Origin of the sequence: Roseovarius sp. SCSIO 43702 (genome assembly GCF_019599045.1) — a bacterium.
GTDB lineage: Bacteria > Pseudomonadota > Alphaproteobacteria > Rhodobacterales > Rhodobacteraceae > Roseovarius.
This window is the reverse complement of sequence record NZ_CP080623.1, coordinates 2,050,496-2,063,565: the sequence shown is the minus strand read 5'-3', so window position 1 is coordinate 2,063,565 and position 13,070 is coordinate 2,050,496. Positions and strand designations below refer to the sequence as shown.

The window sequence follows — 13,070 nt, the reverse complement described above, 5'->3', positions numbered from 1 at the left end:
GAACCGAAGGGAAGGTGACGAGATGAGCGAAGGCGATACCTTTCTCGAGCCGGGGATGCGGGTCGAGAACCCCGCGCATCCCGAATGGGGTGTGGGGCAGGTGCAATCGAATATCGGCGGGCGGGTCACGGTGAATTTCCCCGATCTTGGCAAGGTCGTGGTCGAGACGTCGCGGGTGACGCTGCTTCCGGTCTTTGATCCCTGAACATGGTTACGAAATGGTTAACACAACCTGGACGGGACACCAGCCCCCCGAAGCGCCCCAAGATCGGTTGCCAAAGCGGAGCGCCGCGCCTAAAACCGGCAAAACGCGGGGGACGGCCTTGAACTACGTGGCGCACACACCGGAATTTCGCGTGGCACTGGCCGCGAGCGAAGCCGATATTCGCGCCGCCCAAGCCCTGAGATACCGCGTCTTCGTTAACGAACTCGGCAGCGACGGCGCGCTCGTGGATCACGAGGCGGGGCTCGAGCGGGACGAGTTCGATGCCCATTGCGATCACCTCATGCTGATCGACGAGGCGCGCGAAGGGCAGGTCGTGGGAGTCTACCGCCTGCTGCGCAGCGCACAGGCCGAGGCGGCGGGACAATTCTATTCCGAGGATGAATATGACCTCGACCGCCTGAAGGGATCGGGCCGCAACCTGTTGGAACTGGGGCGGTCCTGCCTCGACCCCGACTATCGCGGCGGGATGGCGATGCACATGCTCTGGCAGGCGCTGGCGCAGTATATCGAGGATCACGACATCGACATCCTGTTCGGCGTGGCGAGCTTTCACGGCACGGATCTCGACAAGCTGGCGGCTCCGCTCTCGCTTCTGCATCATCGCCACCTGGCGCCCGAGAACCTGCGCACCCGCGCGCGGGAGGCGCATTTCCAGCGGATGGACCTCATCGCGGAGGAGGAGATCGACCGCCGCGCCGCGATGGTGCAGGTGCCCGCGCTCATCAAGGCGTATCTGCGGCTCGGCGGTTTCGTGGGCGAGGGGGCGTTCGTCGATCACGCGTTCAACACGGTCGATGTGTGCCTCATCATCGACGCCGACAAGATGAGCGCAAGCCGGAAAACCATTTATACAAGGGGGCTTGCACGGTGAGCCTCAGGTGGGACGATGCGCAGGATCCACCGCTGCGCATCGGGTTCGCCGGCTGGTGCCTGGTGGTTCTGCGCCTTCTGGCCATGTCGACGAGCCTGGTCGCGGGGGTCATCATCAAGTCGCTGATGCGGCTGGTCGAGCGGCCGCTATGCGGTGAGCGGCGGCCGGTGACGCCCTGGATCACGCGGACGGTGTGCCGGCAATGCCTTGCGCTCATGGGGCTTCGGGTCGAGACACGGGGGACGCCGCTTCGGGAGGCGGGGGCGATGGTGGCCAACCATGCCTCGTGGCTGGATATCTTCGTGCTGAACTCGGTCTGCGATCTCTATTTCGTGTCGAAGGCCGAGGTGGCGAGCTGGCCCGGCATCGGTCTCCTCGCGCGGATCACCGGCACGGTCTTCATCGCACGCCGAAGGGGCGCGGCGCGGGCGCAGACCGAGCTTTTCCGCAAGCGGCTCGCGGCGGGGCACAGGCTTCTTTTCTTCCCCGAGGGCACCTCGACCGACGGGATGCGGGTTTTGACATTCAAAACAACGCTTTTCGAGGCGTTCCTGAGCCCGGAGTTGCGCGAGGATCTGCATGTCCAGCCGGTCACGGTCATCTACGAGGCCCCCGAGGGGCAGCCGCCGCGATTCTATGGCTGGTGGGGCGAGATGGAGTTCGGGCCGCATCTTCTGAAGGTGCTGGCGGCGCCGAGGCAGGGGTGTGCCACGGTCGTCTATCACCGCCCGGTGAAGGTGTCGGATTTCGAGGATCGCAAGGCGCTGGCGCGATACCTCGAAGCGGAGGTGAGGGGTGCGATGCCGCCCGACCGACAGCTTTCGGCGTGAAAGGTTAACGGCGCGCGCCCCGTGTCGGTGCAACGTCGGTGCGGCGTCGGTATCATGTCGGTGAGAGGTGAGTCGCAGCGATCGTCAACGGACCGCGCGGTCACCCCATGGCCGCGAGCAACGTGGCGAGGGTGGCCGCGGGATCGTCGCTGCTCCAGAGTTCGTCACCGAGGGCGAAGAAATCGGTGACGGGTGCCAGCGCCGCCACGTGATCGGCGTCGAGCGCGCCTTCGGCGACGACCGGCACCTCGATCATCTCGGACCACCATTGAAAGAGGTCGCGGGGCGCCTGGCTCCCGTCGCCCAGAAGGCTGGGACCGGCCGGGCCGAAGGCCACGTAATCCGCGCCGGCCTCGGCGGCGTTCATCCCCTCGTGCCGGGAGGTGCCGCAATGCGCCCCGACGATCGCGTCCGCGCCGAGCGCACGCCGCGCCGCCCGGACCGAACGCGCGCCGTCGGCGAGATGCACGCCGTCGAGGCCCAGCCGCTCGACCAGCATGGTGTGGCTGTCGATGACGAGCGCCACGTCGCGCGCGATCGTCACCTCGCGGCAGGCATCCGCCGCGCGCGCGATGCGGTCCTCGTCGCGACCGGGAAGCGAGAGGCGGACGCAGGCCACCTCGTGCGCGTCGAGCACGGAGGCCAGCGCGTCGGGAAAGCGCGACAGTTCGAGCTCGGGCGGCGTGACGAGGTAGATCTGCGGTCGGTCTGTCATGGCGCCCCCCTGTTCATCATGGGCGGTGCTATACTAGGGAACGCGGCGCCGGTCCATGGGGGGCGTTCCCCGAGATTTTTCGGGCCGATCGGGGGACGGGGGCTTTTCGGAGGCGGGGTTTGCGCTTATCGAGCGGGGCAGAAGGAGAGAGCCCCATGCCCACTGATACCCCTCAGCCGAGCTTCGTGCTTGTCCGTCCGCAGATGGGCGAGAATATCGGCGCGGCGGCGCGGGCGATGTGGAATTTCGGGCTCGACCGGATGCAGGTGGTGAGCCCGCGCGACGGCTGGCCCAACCCGAAGGCGGTGGCGATGGCGAGCGGGGCGGGGCGGCTTCTGGACGAGGCGCGGCTGGTGGACAGCGTGGACGCGGCGGTGGCCGAGTGCAGCTTCGTGCTGGCCACGACGGCGCGCAGCCGGGAGATGACGAAGCCCGTCTATTCCCCGGAGGCCGCGATGCGCGAGACGGCGAAGCGCGTGGCGCGCGGCGAGAAGGTCGCGGTGCTGTTCGGGCCGGAGCGCGCGGGGCTCGACAATGACGACGTGGCGCGGGCGAGCGCGATCGTCACGGTGCCGGTCAACCCCGCCTTTCCGAGCCTCAACCTCGCGCAATGCGCGCTTCTCCTCGGTTACGAGTGGCGGCGCGCGCAGGGCGGGGTGACGGAGGTCGAGGACGCGCCGGGCGAGACGGGATGGGCCACGCGCGAGGAGGTGGCGCGGCTTGCGCGGCATTACGAGGACCGGATGGACGAGGCCGGGTTCTTCTTTCCCGAGCACAAGGCCGCGAACATGCGGCGCAACCTGCTGAATTTCTGGTCCCGGATGCCGATGACCCAGGCGGATGTGCGGATGATGCATGGCGTGCTGCGGCAGATGGTCCGCTGGAAGGATCGCGGTTGAAGGGCCACGAGGCGCGACCTACAGTTTCGCGCGACAAGATGAGGGGGCGGCGATGAGCGGCAAACGCAGCATTTTCGAAGAGGTGGGCAGCGACGCACCGACCGAGCGCAGCACGGCCGAGACCGGCGTGATCGACCGGGGCCGGCGGGGTGCGCGGGGGGCGATCCGGCTCTGGCTCTACAGTCTTTTCGCGCTTGTCGTGGTGATGATCGTGGTGGGCGGGCTCACGCGGCTGACCGACAGCGGGCTCAGCATCACGGAATGGAACCTCGTCACCGGGACGATCCCGCCGCTCAACCTTGCCGATTGGGAAGCGGAGTTCGCGAAGTACCAGACGATCTGCGAGTTCACGCAGCAGAATTATTCCATGACCCTTGAGGAATTCAAGGTGATCTACTGGTGGGAATGGGGCCACCGGCAGCTTGGCCGGTTCATCGGTGTGGTCTGGGCCCTGGGGTTCCTGGGCTTTGCCGTGGCGCGCAGGATCCCGGCGGGCTGGACCGGGCGGCTTCTGTTGCTGGGCGCGCTTGGCGGGGCGCAAGGCGCGATCGGATGGTGGATGGTGTCCTCGGGCGTGACCGAGTGCCGGACGGACGTGTCGAACCTTCGGCTGGCGGTTCACCTGGGCCTGGCCTTCGTGATCCTGGGCGTGATCGCGTGGTACGCGATGATGCTGGGCCGGGAAGAGCGCGACCTGATGCAGGCGCGGCGCGCGAAGGAGCGCAAGCTTTACGGGCTGTCCACGGGTCTGCTGCATTTCGCGTTTCTCCAGATCATCCTTGGCGCGCTGGTGGCCGGGATCGACGCGGGCCGGCATTACACCGACTGGCCGCTGATGGCGGGGCAGGTCTTTCCCGACCGGATCGCGGCCTTCGGCGCGTGGTGGGAGGATCCCGGCCCGGTGCAGTTCATCCACCGGGTGTCCGGCTACCTGCTTTTCATCTTCGGGATCGTTGCGTGGCTCAGGGGGCGACGGAGCGCGCATGCGCATACGCGAGTGGCGTTCAACGCGATGATGATCGCGCTCACGGGTCAACTCGTGATCGGGATCGTGACGGTCCTGATGGCGGCGCATTGGCATGTCGCGATCCTGCATCAGCTCCTGGCCGTGGTGCTTTGGGTGCTGATCCTGCGGGCACGGTTCCTGAGCCTCTATCCCCGCGCGCAATCCCTGCGCGGTGCCTGACATGGCCGGTCCGTTCGAGGCGCTGATGGCGCATGAGCGCGAGACGCAGGCGCTTGGCCAGGTGGCCGGACGGCTTGCGTGGGACCAGGAGACGGTGATGCCGAGGGGCGCCGCCGCGCAGCGCGCGGAGGAGGCGGCGGCGATGGAGGCCGTGCTTCATGCGCGGCGCCTCGATCCGCAGGTCGCCGACTGGCTCGACGCCGCCGAAGAGGCCGCGCCCGACGACGAGGTCGTGCAGGCGAGCCTGCGCGAGATCCGCCGCGCGGTGGAGCGGGCGCGGAAGGTGCCGGGACCGCTGGCCGCCGCGCTCGCGCGTGTCACCGCGCTGGCGCAGGGGGCCTGGGCGCAGGCGCGGGCCGAAGACGATTTCGCCGCCTTCGCGCCGGTCCTGGCGGAAGTGCTGACGCTCAAGCGCGAGGAGGGCGCGGCGCTCGCGAATGGCGCGGAGGTCTATGACGCGCTGTTGCAGGATTACGAGCCCGGCGCCTCGGCCGACGGGCTCGAGGCGATGTTCGGGGCGATGCGCCCGCGCCTCGTCGCGCTGCGGGAGACCGTCGCGAGCGAGGCGCAAACACTCGATGCGACCTTCGACGAGGCGGCGCAACTGACGCTTGCGCGCGAGGTGGCCGTGGCGTTCGGCTATGACCTGACGCGGGGGCGGATCGACCGGGCCGTGCATCCGTTCTCGAGCGGGTCGGGGGCGGATGTGCGGATCACCACGCGCACCGATCCGCGCGATCCGTTCAACTGCCTCTATTCGACCATCCACGAGACCGGACACGCCTGTTACGAGCAGGCGGTCGATCCCGCCTTTGCGCTCGGGCCGCTGGGGCGGGGCGTCTCGATGGGCGTGCATGAAAGCCAGAGCCGCATCTACGAGAACCAGCTCGGGCGCAGCCGGGCGTTCTGTGGCTGGCTCTTTGGCCGGATGCGCGAGCGGTTCGGCGCGTTCGGCGTGGCGGACGAGGACGAATTCTATCGCGTGGTCAACGCGGTGCGCGCGGGATTCATCCGCACCGAGGCGGACGAGGTGCAGTATAACCTGCACGTGCTTCTGCGGTTCGACCTGGAACGCGCGCTCATCGCGGGCGACCTGGCGCCGGAGGACCTGGAAGAGGCGTGGAACGCGCGGTTCCTGGCGGATTTCGGATACCCGGTGCCGAAGGCGTCGCTGGGCTGTTTGCAGGATGTGCACTGGTCGGTCGGGCTTTTCGGGTATTTCCCGACCTACACGCTGGGCAATGTCTATGCCGGGTGTCTTCACGCGGCGCTGCGGCGGGACCTGCCGGACCTGGACGCGGCGCTGGCCGAGGGAGATCCGTCGCCCGCCACGGCCTGGCTGCGCGAGCGGGTGCAGCGGCACGGGGCGCTTCACGAGCCGCGCGAGGTGATCACCCGGGCCTGCGGGGCGGCGCCGGCCGAGGGGCCGCTTCTGGACTACCTCGAGGCGAAGTTCGGCGCGCTGTGAGCGGCGGCGCCGGTTGACGTTCAGTCGAGGACGATCCGGGCGACGGTGAGGTCGGCGGTAAAGTCGCGGCCGTAGCCTGCGAGGCCGATGCCGGTGATGTCCTCGGGCGCGATACGCGGTGGCAGTTCGTCGCGTGACGGCGCGAACTCCGTGAGCGGAAGCGTCACCTGCGTCCAATCGTCGGTCGCGGGGAAGCTGGCCTTGTAATTGTGCCAGGGCCGCGTGCCGTGGCGGGATTTCAGCAGGACGTGATACGTTTCGCCATTGCCGCGCACGGTGAGGGTGAGCGCGATGGTGGACGGTGGCAGGCCGTCGATGTCGCGGCGGGCCTGGATGAAGCCGCCGTTATTGTCGGTGCTGACGCGGCCCGTGAGGCGGAGGGCGGGCTGGCCCTCGATCTCGACGATGGCGATGCGACCTTCGGAGACGCCGCCCATCACCCGATCCGCGATGAAACGCCAGTCGGCGGCCGTCGCCGGGCCGAAATCCTCGAACGGCTCGGCGGAGGACGCGCCGGTGAGGGCCGTCGCGGCGAGGAGGCTGGCGAGGGTGCGGGAGGGCATGGGCGTTCAGGCGTCGTCGGGATAGATGAAGGCGCGTCGCGCCTCATCGAGCGCTGCCAGCCCCTCGTTGATGGCGGGCAGGCGACGGTTCACCAGGTCGGCCACGGCGCCCTGGTGGCCCGAGAGGTCGGCGCCGCTTTCTTTCGCGGTCGTGAGCAGATCGGCGGCGCGGCCGAAATCCTCGGACTGGGCGCGGTAGGCGGCGGTGAGATCACGCGCGGCGGTGAAGAAGGCCAGCGCGTTCTCGGCTTCGGTCGCGGCCTCGGACTTGACGATGGCCGCCTGCACCTTGTCGGCGCTCGAGATCATCTGCGTGTCGCAGGTTTGCGCGAATGTGAGGGCGGTGCGCGGCGTCAATTGCTGATGCTCGAACGTGCCGGTGGTCAGGCCGACGAGCCAATCGGTGCATTCCCGCGAATAGTCGTCCAGCGTCCCGATGGCTTCGATCACGCGGTTCGAGGCGGTGATGCGGTCGTTCCGGGCCTCGATCCGCGCGTTTTCGCGAATCCCGTCGATCTTGGCGTAGAAGAATACCGCGCCGATGGCGAAGGCAGCGAGGGCGACGAGGCCGGCGATGACGCGCATGTCAGACCTCCTTGCCCGTGTCCTCGGCGCCCGGCGCATCCTCGACATCCTCGTCGTCGCCGCGATCGGCGATCCAGGCGACCGAGACGACCTCCTCGCCCTTGCCGGTGTTGAAGACCTTCACGCCGCCCGCGCTGCGCGAGCGGAAGGAAATGCCTTCGACGGGCACGCGGATCGACTGGCCGCGCGAGGTGGCGAGCATGATCTGGTCTTCCATCTCGACCGGGAAGGAGGCGACGAGCGGGCCGCCGCGCATGGCCTTGTCCATCGCCATCACGCCCATGCCGCCGCGTCCGCGCAGCGGGTAGTCGTGGCTCGAGCTGAGCTTGCCCGCGCCGCCGGCGGTGATGGTGAGGATCAGGTTCTCGGCCGCCGACATCTCGGCATATCGCTCCGGGCTGAGGGCGGAATCGGCGTTGCCGCCGTCCTCGTCCGCGATCTCGGCCTCGTCGGTGAGCCCCGCCATGGCGCGGCGCATCTTGAGGTAGCTGGCGCGCTCGTCCGGCGTGGCCTCGAAATGGTGGATGATCGACATCGACACGACCTCGTCCCCCTTCGAGAGGCGGATGCCGCGCACGCCCACGGAGGAGCGCGAATTGAAGACGCGCACATCCGTGGCGGGGAAGCGGATCGCGCGGCCGAGCCGCGTGACCAGCATCACGTCGTCATCGTTCGATGCGATGCGGGCGTTGATGAGGGTGGTATTCTCATGCTCGCCCTCGAACTTCATCGCGATCTTGCCGTTGCGCATGACGTTGGTGAAATCGCTGAGCTTGTTGCGGCGCACGGTGCCCGCGGAGGTGGCGAAGACGACCTGGAGATCGTCCCATTCGCTTTCGTCCCGGTCCACGGGCATGATGGCCGCGATCGAGACGCCCGCCGGGATGGGCAGGATGTTGACGATGGCCTTGCCCTTGGACGTGCGCCCGCCCTGCGGCAGGCGCCATGTCTTGAGCTTGTAGACCATCCCGTCGGTGGTGAAGAAGAGAAGCTGCGTGTGGGTGTTGGCGACGAAGAGGGTGGTGACGACGTCATCTTCCTTGAGCGCGCCGCCCGAGAGCCCCTTGCCGCCGCGTTTCTGGGCACGGAAATCGGCGAGCGCGGTGCGCTTGATGTAGCCGCCGGAGGTGACGGTGACGACCATGTCCTCGCGCTCGATGAGGTCCTCGTCCTCCATGTCGCCGGACCAGTCGACGATCTCGGTGCGGCGCGGCACGGCGAATTGCTCGCGCACCTCGCGCAGCTCGTCCGAGATGATGCCCATGATCCGCTCGCGGCTGGCGAGGATGGCGAGGTATTCCTTGATCTTGCCGGCCAGGTCCTGAAGCTCGTCGGTCACTTCCTTGACGCCAAGCTGGGTGAGGCGCTGGAGCCTGAGGTCGAGGATGGCACGGGCCTGCGCCTCGGACAGGTTGTAGGTGCCGTCGTCGTTGGCGGTGTGGGTCGGGTCGTCGATGAGCGCGATGTATTCGAGGATGTCGCCCGCCGGCCAGCGGCGGGTCATCAGCTTCTCGCGCGCTTGCGCCGCATCGGCGCTCGACCGGATGGTGGCGACCACCTCGTCCACGTTCGAGACGGCGACGGCGAGGCCGCACAGGATGTGGCTGCGCTCGCGCGCCTTGCGCAGCTCGTAGGCGGTGCGGCGCGCGACGACCTCCTCGCGGAAGGCGATGAAGGCGGTGAGGAAGCCGCGCAGCGTGAGCTGTTCGGGGCGGCCGCCGTTCAGCGCCAGCATGTTGCAGCCGAACGAGGTCTGCATGGGCGTGAAGCGGAAAAGCTGGTTCAGCACCACCTCGGCGGTGGCGTCGCGCTTGAGCTCGACCACGACGCGCACGCCCGAGCGGTCGGATTCGTCCTGGACGTGGGCGATGCCCTCGATCCGCTTCTCGCGCGCGGCCTCTGCGATGCGCTCGATCATCGTGGCCTTGTTCACCTGGTAGGGGATCTCGTCGATGATGATGGCCCAGCGGTCGCGGCGCAGTTCCTCGACGCGGGTGCGCGCGCGGATGATGACGCTGCCGCGTCCTTCGAGATAGGCCTTTCGCACGCCCGAGCGGCCGAGCATGATGCCGCCCGTGGGAAAATCGGGGCCGGGGACATACTGGATGAGGTCCTCGCTCGAGAGGTCGGGCGTCTCGATCAGCGCGAGGGTGGCGTCGACCACCTCGCCGAGGTTGTGGGGCGGGATGTTGGTGGCCATGCCGACCGCGATGCCGCCCGCGCCGTTGACCAGCATGTTGGGGAACCGCGCGGGCAGGACCGTCGGCTCGCGGTCCTTGCCATCGTAGTTGTCCTGGAAGTCGACCGTGTCCTTCTCGATATCGGCAAGAAGGTAGGAGGCGGGCTTGTCCATCCGCACCTCGGTGTAGCGCATGGCCGCGGCGTTATCGCCGTCCATGGAGCCGAAATTCCCCTGGCCGTCGAGCAGCGGCAGGGACATCGAGAAATCCTGCGCCATGCGCACGAGCGCGTCGTAGATGGCCGAGTCGCCATGCGGGTGATACTTACCCATCACGTCGCCCACCGGCCGCGCCGATTTGCGGTAGGGCTTGTCATGGGTGTTGCCGGTTTCGTGCATCGCGTAGAGGATGCGGCGGTGCACGGGTTTGAGCCCGTCGCGCAGATCGGGAATCGCGCGGCTCACGATCACGGACATGGCGTAATCGAGGTAGGACGCCTTCATCTCGTCGGCGATGGAGATCACGGGACCGGAATGCACGGGGCGTTCCGGCGGCGTTTCTTCCATGTCTTCAGGGGTTTGCGGCGTATCGCTCACGTGGTCTGCCCGTTTGTTGTTCGCGCTCAATATCTTGTGCGGCAATGTATACCAGAGCCGCGATATGGGGTGCAATGGCGCGTGGCCCGTGCTTTTGGCAGCCACGGCAATTGCCTGCTAACACTCTGTTTTTATTGAAAAGTAATGTTTTTGTGGCAAGCTTCCCGAAGAGGCAGAAAAGGAGCGGCAGGAATGCGCAAAGACAAAGAGATGTCCGAGACGGAATTGATGCTGAAAGGCTATGGCCTGACCACGGCGAATTTCTTCTACCGGATGCCCGATCACGTCCATGTGCTCAACAGTTTCGTGTGGCAGGATTACGACCTGGCGCCCGATCACCCGCGACTGTTCGAATTCGTGGAATTCTGGCAGCGCGAGATCGACGGGCCGCTGCATTCGGTGCAGTTCACGCACCGCAAGTTGATCGCGCCGGGCGAATGGCGGCATGTCACCGGGGAGTTCACGCTGCACTAGGTGAAATGCGCGCTGCAAGCGGTGGAATGGAAAGGCGTTTTTCCGGTCTGACGCGGCGCGGGTGGAACCCGGGAGGGTGCGCGCCCGGTGGGCGGCGCGGCCCCCCGGTCCGAGGCCGGATCAGGGGATGATGCGCGTGTATTTCATGCCTTCGAGCGTGACCCCCGCCATCAGACCCGCCTGGCCGAAGATCACCGCCACGACCGGCGCGGTCGAGGTGGTCGTCTCGGCGCGGATGTTCTCGCCCTGGTCGCGGAAGGCGTATTCGATATCCGCGCCCGCCGCCCAGCCCGAGGACCGGCGGAAATCCGACAGCGCCTGGTCGGTCATGAAGAACAGCACATGGGCGAATTGCTGGGCCCCGATCTGGAGGCCGACGCTGCCCTTGGTGGCCGAGTAGTAATCGACCGTGGTGCCGCCGATGCGCAGCGCGCCGCGCCCGTAGCCGCCGCCGAGCCCGAAGCCCGCCTCGGTCACGAGGGGCATGACGAGCATGCCGGTGGACTTGTCGGCGAGGGTGCGCGTTCCGGGGTAGTTGGAATAGAGGTAGTTCAGCGTCGTGTCGACACGGGCGTCGATCCGCTGCGACCCCTTGGAGCCGATGCCGTTGCCGCAGGCGGCGAGAAGCGGAGAGGCGGCGAGCGCGCCCAGCGTGAAGCTGCGTCGTGAGAGTTTGCTCATGGGATTTGCCTGTTTTGTTGCCTGACTGCTGCCGGTCGTTCGGGCGACCGATCTGCCGACACTATAGGCGCCGCGGCGCCATGTGTCACGCGACATTCCGCCGATGCGCGGGATGCCGCGATTCGCGGGCCGCCTGGTCAGCCGGCAAGCGCGCGCGCCACGCGCGGCGCGAAATAGGTGAGCACGCCGTCGCAGCCCGCGCGCTTGAACGCCACGAGGCTTTCCATCATGGCCCGGTCGCCGTCGATCCAGCCGTTCTCGGCCGCGGCCATGATCATCGCGTATTCGCCCGACACCTGGTAGGCGAAGGTGGGCGCGGCGAAGGTGTCCTTGGCGCGGCGGCAGATGTCGAGATAGGGCAGGCCGGGTTTCACCATGATCATGTCGGCGCCTTCGGCGAGGTCGCGCTCGATGCAGCGCAGCGCCTCGTCGGAATTGGCCGGGTCCATCTGGTAGGTGCGCTTGTCGCCCTTGAGCGCGCCGGAGGCGCCCACCGCGTCGCGGAAGGGGCCGTAGAAGGCGGAGGCATACTTGGCCGAGTAGCTGAGAAGCGCGACACGGCTGTGCCCCGTGGATTCGAGCGCGGCGCGGATCGCGCCGATGCGGCCGTCCATCATGTCGGAGGGTCCGATGATGTCGGCGCCCGCCTCGGCCTGGCTGAGCGCCTGGCGGACGAGCGCCTCGACGGTCTCGTCGTTGACGATGCGACCGTCACGCACGAAGCCGTCATGGCCGGTGTCGGAATAGGGGTCGAGCGCCACGTCGGTCATGACGGCGATCCCGGGCACCGCGTCCTTGATCGCGCGGGTGGCGCGGTTCGAGAGGTTGTCGGGGTTCCACGCCTCGGCGCAATCGGCGGTGCGGTGCGCGGGCGAGGTATAGGGAAAGAGGCAGATCGCCGGAATGCCGAGCTCTGCAGCCTCGCGCGCGGCCTCGACGGCGCGATCGACCGAGAGCCGGTTCACCCCCGGCATGGACGCCACCGGCTCGGTCACGCCGTCGCCGTCGCGCACGAAGATGGGCCAGATCAGATCACCGGGCGAGAGGGTGTTCTCGCGCACCAGATCGCGCAGTGCGGGTGTGGCGCGGGGGCGGCGCAGGCGGGTCGTCGGGAAGGGGCCTTGGGTCGGGCGCATGGCTGGAACCTCGGTCGTGGCGTCGGCACGGGTGTCGCATGATAAATTCGTCACCTCAAGGGTAGGAATTGCCGCGCGGCACCGCTAAGACGCACCCGACCGGGCAACGGCCCGGACGCAACGCGGGGCAGGCACGTGGACTGGTACAGCGCCGTCTTCGAGATGATCGACATGCGCAGCTTCTCGAACCTCTGGTTCTGGATCGCGCTTGCGGTCTTCTGGTCGTCGATCAACCACTGGGTGCTGGGCGTGCCGTGGGACATGGTTTTGCGCGCGCGCCGCCACGAGGGGCAGCCGCGCGAGGACATGCAGGACCTCGTGCGCATCAACGTGAACCGCATCCTTTATATCTCGGAGCAGTCGGCGACGCTGATGACCGGCTTCGCCTTCTTCGTGTTGACGGCGCTGCTGCTTCTGGGCTTCGTCTACGGGCGGGAATTCGCGCAGGCGCTGTTCCTGATGGGCTTTCCGCTGTCGATCGTGGGTGTCCTCACCACCCGCACCGCCCGGATCATCCGGCGCGAGGAGCTTGCGGGCGAGGCGCTCATCAAGCGGCTGATGCGGCACCGGATGGCGACGCAGCTTATCGGGATCGTCTCGATCTTCATCACGGCGATGTGGGGCATGTTGCAGAATTTCACGGCTTCGGCCCTGGGGTAG

Annotated in this window: 14 protein-coding genes; 8 read left to right on the top strand and 6 right to left on the bottom strand. The window is 67.6% G+C overall.

All coding sequences use genetic code 11. The annotated features are described in order from the left end of the window. The first annotated feature begins 22 nt into the window (after positions 1 to 22). The 3 genes from K1T73_RS10155 (at position 23) to K1T73_RS10145 (ending at position 1,927) form a co-directional block, all read left to right on the top strand. Positions 23 to 205 carry a DUF3553 domain-containing protein gene (locus K1T73_RS10155; protein WP_220600602.1) on the top strand — a complete coding sequence of 61 codons (183 nt, stop codon included), beginning with the start codon at positions 23 to 25 and terminating at the stop codon, positions 203 to 205. A 118-nt stretch (positions 206 to 323) separates the two neighbouring features. Then, positions 324 to 1,097 carry a GNAT family N-acetyltransferase gene (locus tag K1T73_RS10150; protein ID WP_259400214.1) on the top strand — a complete coding sequence of 258 codons (774 nt, stop codon included), beginning with the start codon at positions 324 to 326 and terminating at the stop codon, positions 1,095 to 1,097. Next, positions 1,094 to 1,927 (top strand): 1-acyl-sn-glycerol-3-phosphate acyltransferase, encoded by an 834-nt coding sequence (locus tag K1T73_RS10145; protein ID WP_259400213.1) that lies wholly within the window; start codon positions 1,094 to 1,096, stop codon positions 1,925 to 1,927. The genes K1T73_RS10150 and K1T73_RS10145 overlap by 4 nt, the downstream gene beginning before the upstream one ends. Positions 1,928 to 2,027: 100 nt before the next feature. Here K1T73_RS10145 and K1T73_RS10140 read toward each other — a convergent pair whose 3' ends face one another. Continuing rightward, a complete protein-coding gene (locus K1T73_RS10140; RefSeq protein ID WP_220600600.1) occupies positions 2,028 to 2,642 on the bottom strand; it encodes a thiamine phosphate synthase in 615 nt (204 codons plus the stop codon). A gap of 155 nt (positions 2,643 to 2,797) precedes the next feature. Here K1T73_RS10140 and K1T73_RS10135 point away from each other — a divergent pair, with 155 nt between their 5' ends. From K1T73_RS10135 to K1T73_RS10125, 3 genes are read left to right on the top strand one after another with little or no spacing between them, the layout of a single operon-like run. Then, a complete protein-coding gene (locus K1T73_RS10135; protein WP_220600599.1) occupies positions 2,798 to 3,541 on the top strand; it encodes an RNA methyltransferase in 744 nt (247 codons plus the stop codon). Between the two features lie 52 nt (positions 3,542 to 3,593). Next, the gene (ctaA, locus tag K1T73_RS10130) at positions 3,594 to 4,727 is read left to right on the top strand and encodes a heme A synthase (RefSeq protein ID WP_220600598.1); all 1,134 of its coding nucleotides are present in this window, start codon (positions 3,594 to 3,596) and stop codon (positions 4,725 to 4,727) included. 1 nt (position 4,728) lies between these two features. Further along, a complete protein-coding gene (locus K1T73_RS10125) occupies positions 4,729 to 6,195 on the top strand; it encodes a carboxypeptidase M32 (RefSeq protein WP_220600597.1) in 1,467 nt (488 codons plus the stop codon). A gap of 20 nt (positions 6,196 to 6,215) precedes the next feature. Here K1T73_RS10125 and K1T73_RS10120 read toward each other — a convergent pair whose 3' ends face one another. From K1T73_RS10120 to gyrA, 3 genes are read right to left on the bottom strand one after another with little or no spacing between them, the layout of a single operon-like run. Continuing rightward, positions 6,216 to 6,758 (bottom strand): CIA30 family protein, encoded by a 543-nt coding sequence (locus K1T73_RS10120; protein WP_220600596.1) that lies wholly within the window; start codon positions 6,756 to 6,758, stop codon positions 6,216 to 6,218. Positions 6,759 to 6,764: 6 nt separating this feature from the next. Further along, positions 6,765 to 7,343 carry a hypothetical protein gene (locus K1T73_RS10115; RefSeq protein WP_220600595.1) on the bottom strand — a complete coding sequence of 193 codons (579 nt, stop codon included), beginning with the start codon at positions 7,341 to 7,343 and terminating at the stop codon, positions 6,765 to 6,767. Between the two features lies 1 nt (position 7,344). Continuing rightward, positions 7,345 to 10,089, bottom strand: a complete 2,745-nt coding sequence (gene gyrA / locus K1T73_RS10110; RefSeq protein ID WP_220603695.1) for a DNA gyrase subunit A — start codon at positions 10,087 to 10,089, stop codon at positions 7,345 to 7,347. Positions 10,090 to 10,311: 222 nt separating this feature from the next. Between gyrA and K1T73_RS10105 the strand changes: the two genes are divergently transcribed. Further along, a complete protein-coding gene (locus tag K1T73_RS10105; protein WP_220600594.1) occupies positions 10,312 to 10,593 on the top strand; it encodes an usg protein in 282 nt (93 codons plus the stop codon). Positions 10,594 to 10,713: 120 nt separating this feature from the next. Here the strand turns inward: K1T73_RS10105 and K1T73_RS10100 are convergent, their stop codons facing one another. Together K1T73_RS10100 and hemB are read right to left on the bottom strand one after the other, a co-directional pair. Continuing rightward, on the bottom strand, positions 10,714 to 11,274 hold the full coding sequence (locus K1T73_RS10100; RefSeq protein WP_220600593.1) for a YSC84-related protein: 561 nt from the start codon (positions 11,272 to 11,274) through the stop codon (positions 10,714 to 10,716). A 137-nt stretch (positions 11,275 to 11,411) separates the two neighbouring features. Continuing rightward, positions 11,412 to 12,410, bottom strand: coding sequence for a porphobilinogen synthase (gene hemB, locus K1T73_RS10095; protein ID WP_220600592.1), 999 nt, complete (start codon positions 12,408 to 12,410; stop codon positions 11,412 to 11,414). Positions 12,411 to 12,545: 135 nt separating this feature from the next. Here hemB and K1T73_RS10090 point away from each other — a divergent pair, with 135 nt between their 5' ends. Next, on the top strand, positions 12,546 to 13,070 hold the full coding sequence (locus K1T73_RS10090; protein ID WP_220600591.1) for a component of SufBCD complex: 525 nt from the start codon (positions 12,546 to 12,548) through the stop codon (positions 13,068 to 13,070).

What these genes read in the sequence shown, in the direction of transcription:
- K1T73_RS10155 (WP_220600602.1), top strand. Translation starts at nt 23, where the DNA reads ATGAGCGAAGGCGATACCTTTCTCGAGCCGGGGATGCGGGTCGAGAAC.
- K1T73_RS10140 (WP_220600600.1), bottom strand. Translation starts at nt 2,642, where the DNA reads ATGACAGACCGACCGCAGATCTACCTCGTCACGCCGCCCGAGCTCGAA.
- K1T73_RS10135 (WP_220600599.1), top strand. Translation starts at nt 2,798, where the DNA reads ATGCCCACTGATACCCCTCAGCCGAGCTTCGTGCTTGTCCGTCCGCAG.
- ctaA (WP_220600598.1), top strand. Translation starts at nt 3,594, where the DNA reads ATGAGCGGCAAACGCAGCATTTTCGAAGAGGTGGGCAGCGACGCACCG.
- K1T73_RS10125 (WP_220600597.1), top strand. Translation starts at nt 4,729, where the DNA reads ATGGCCGGTCCGTTCGAGGCGCTGATGGCGCATGAGCGCGAGACGCAG.
- K1T73_RS10120 (WP_220600596.1), bottom strand. Translation starts at nt 6,758, where the DNA reads ATGCCCTCCCGCACCCTCGCCAGCCTCCTCGCCGCGACGGCCCTCACC.
- K1T73_RS10115 (WP_220600595.1), bottom strand. Translation starts at nt 7,343, where the DNA reads ATGCGCGTCATCGCCGGCCTCGTCGCCCTCGCTGCCTTCGCCATCGGC.
- gyrA (WP_220603695.1), bottom strand. Translation starts at nt 10,089, where the DNA reads ATGGAAGAAACGCCGCCGGAACGCCCCGTGCATTCCGGTCCCGTGATC.
- K1T73_RS10105 (WP_220600594.1), top strand. Translation starts at nt 10,312, where the DNA reads ATGCGCAAAGACAAAGAGATGTCCGAGACGGAATTGATGCTGAAAGGC.
- K1T73_RS10100 (WP_220600593.1), bottom strand. Translation starts at nt 11,274, where the DNA reads ATGAGCAAACTCTCACGACGCAGCTTCACGCTGGGCGCGCTCGCCGCC.
- hemB (WP_220600592.1), bottom strand. Translation starts at nt 12,410, where the DNA reads ATGCGCCCGACCCAAGGCCCCTTCCCGACGACCCGCCTGCGCCGCCCC.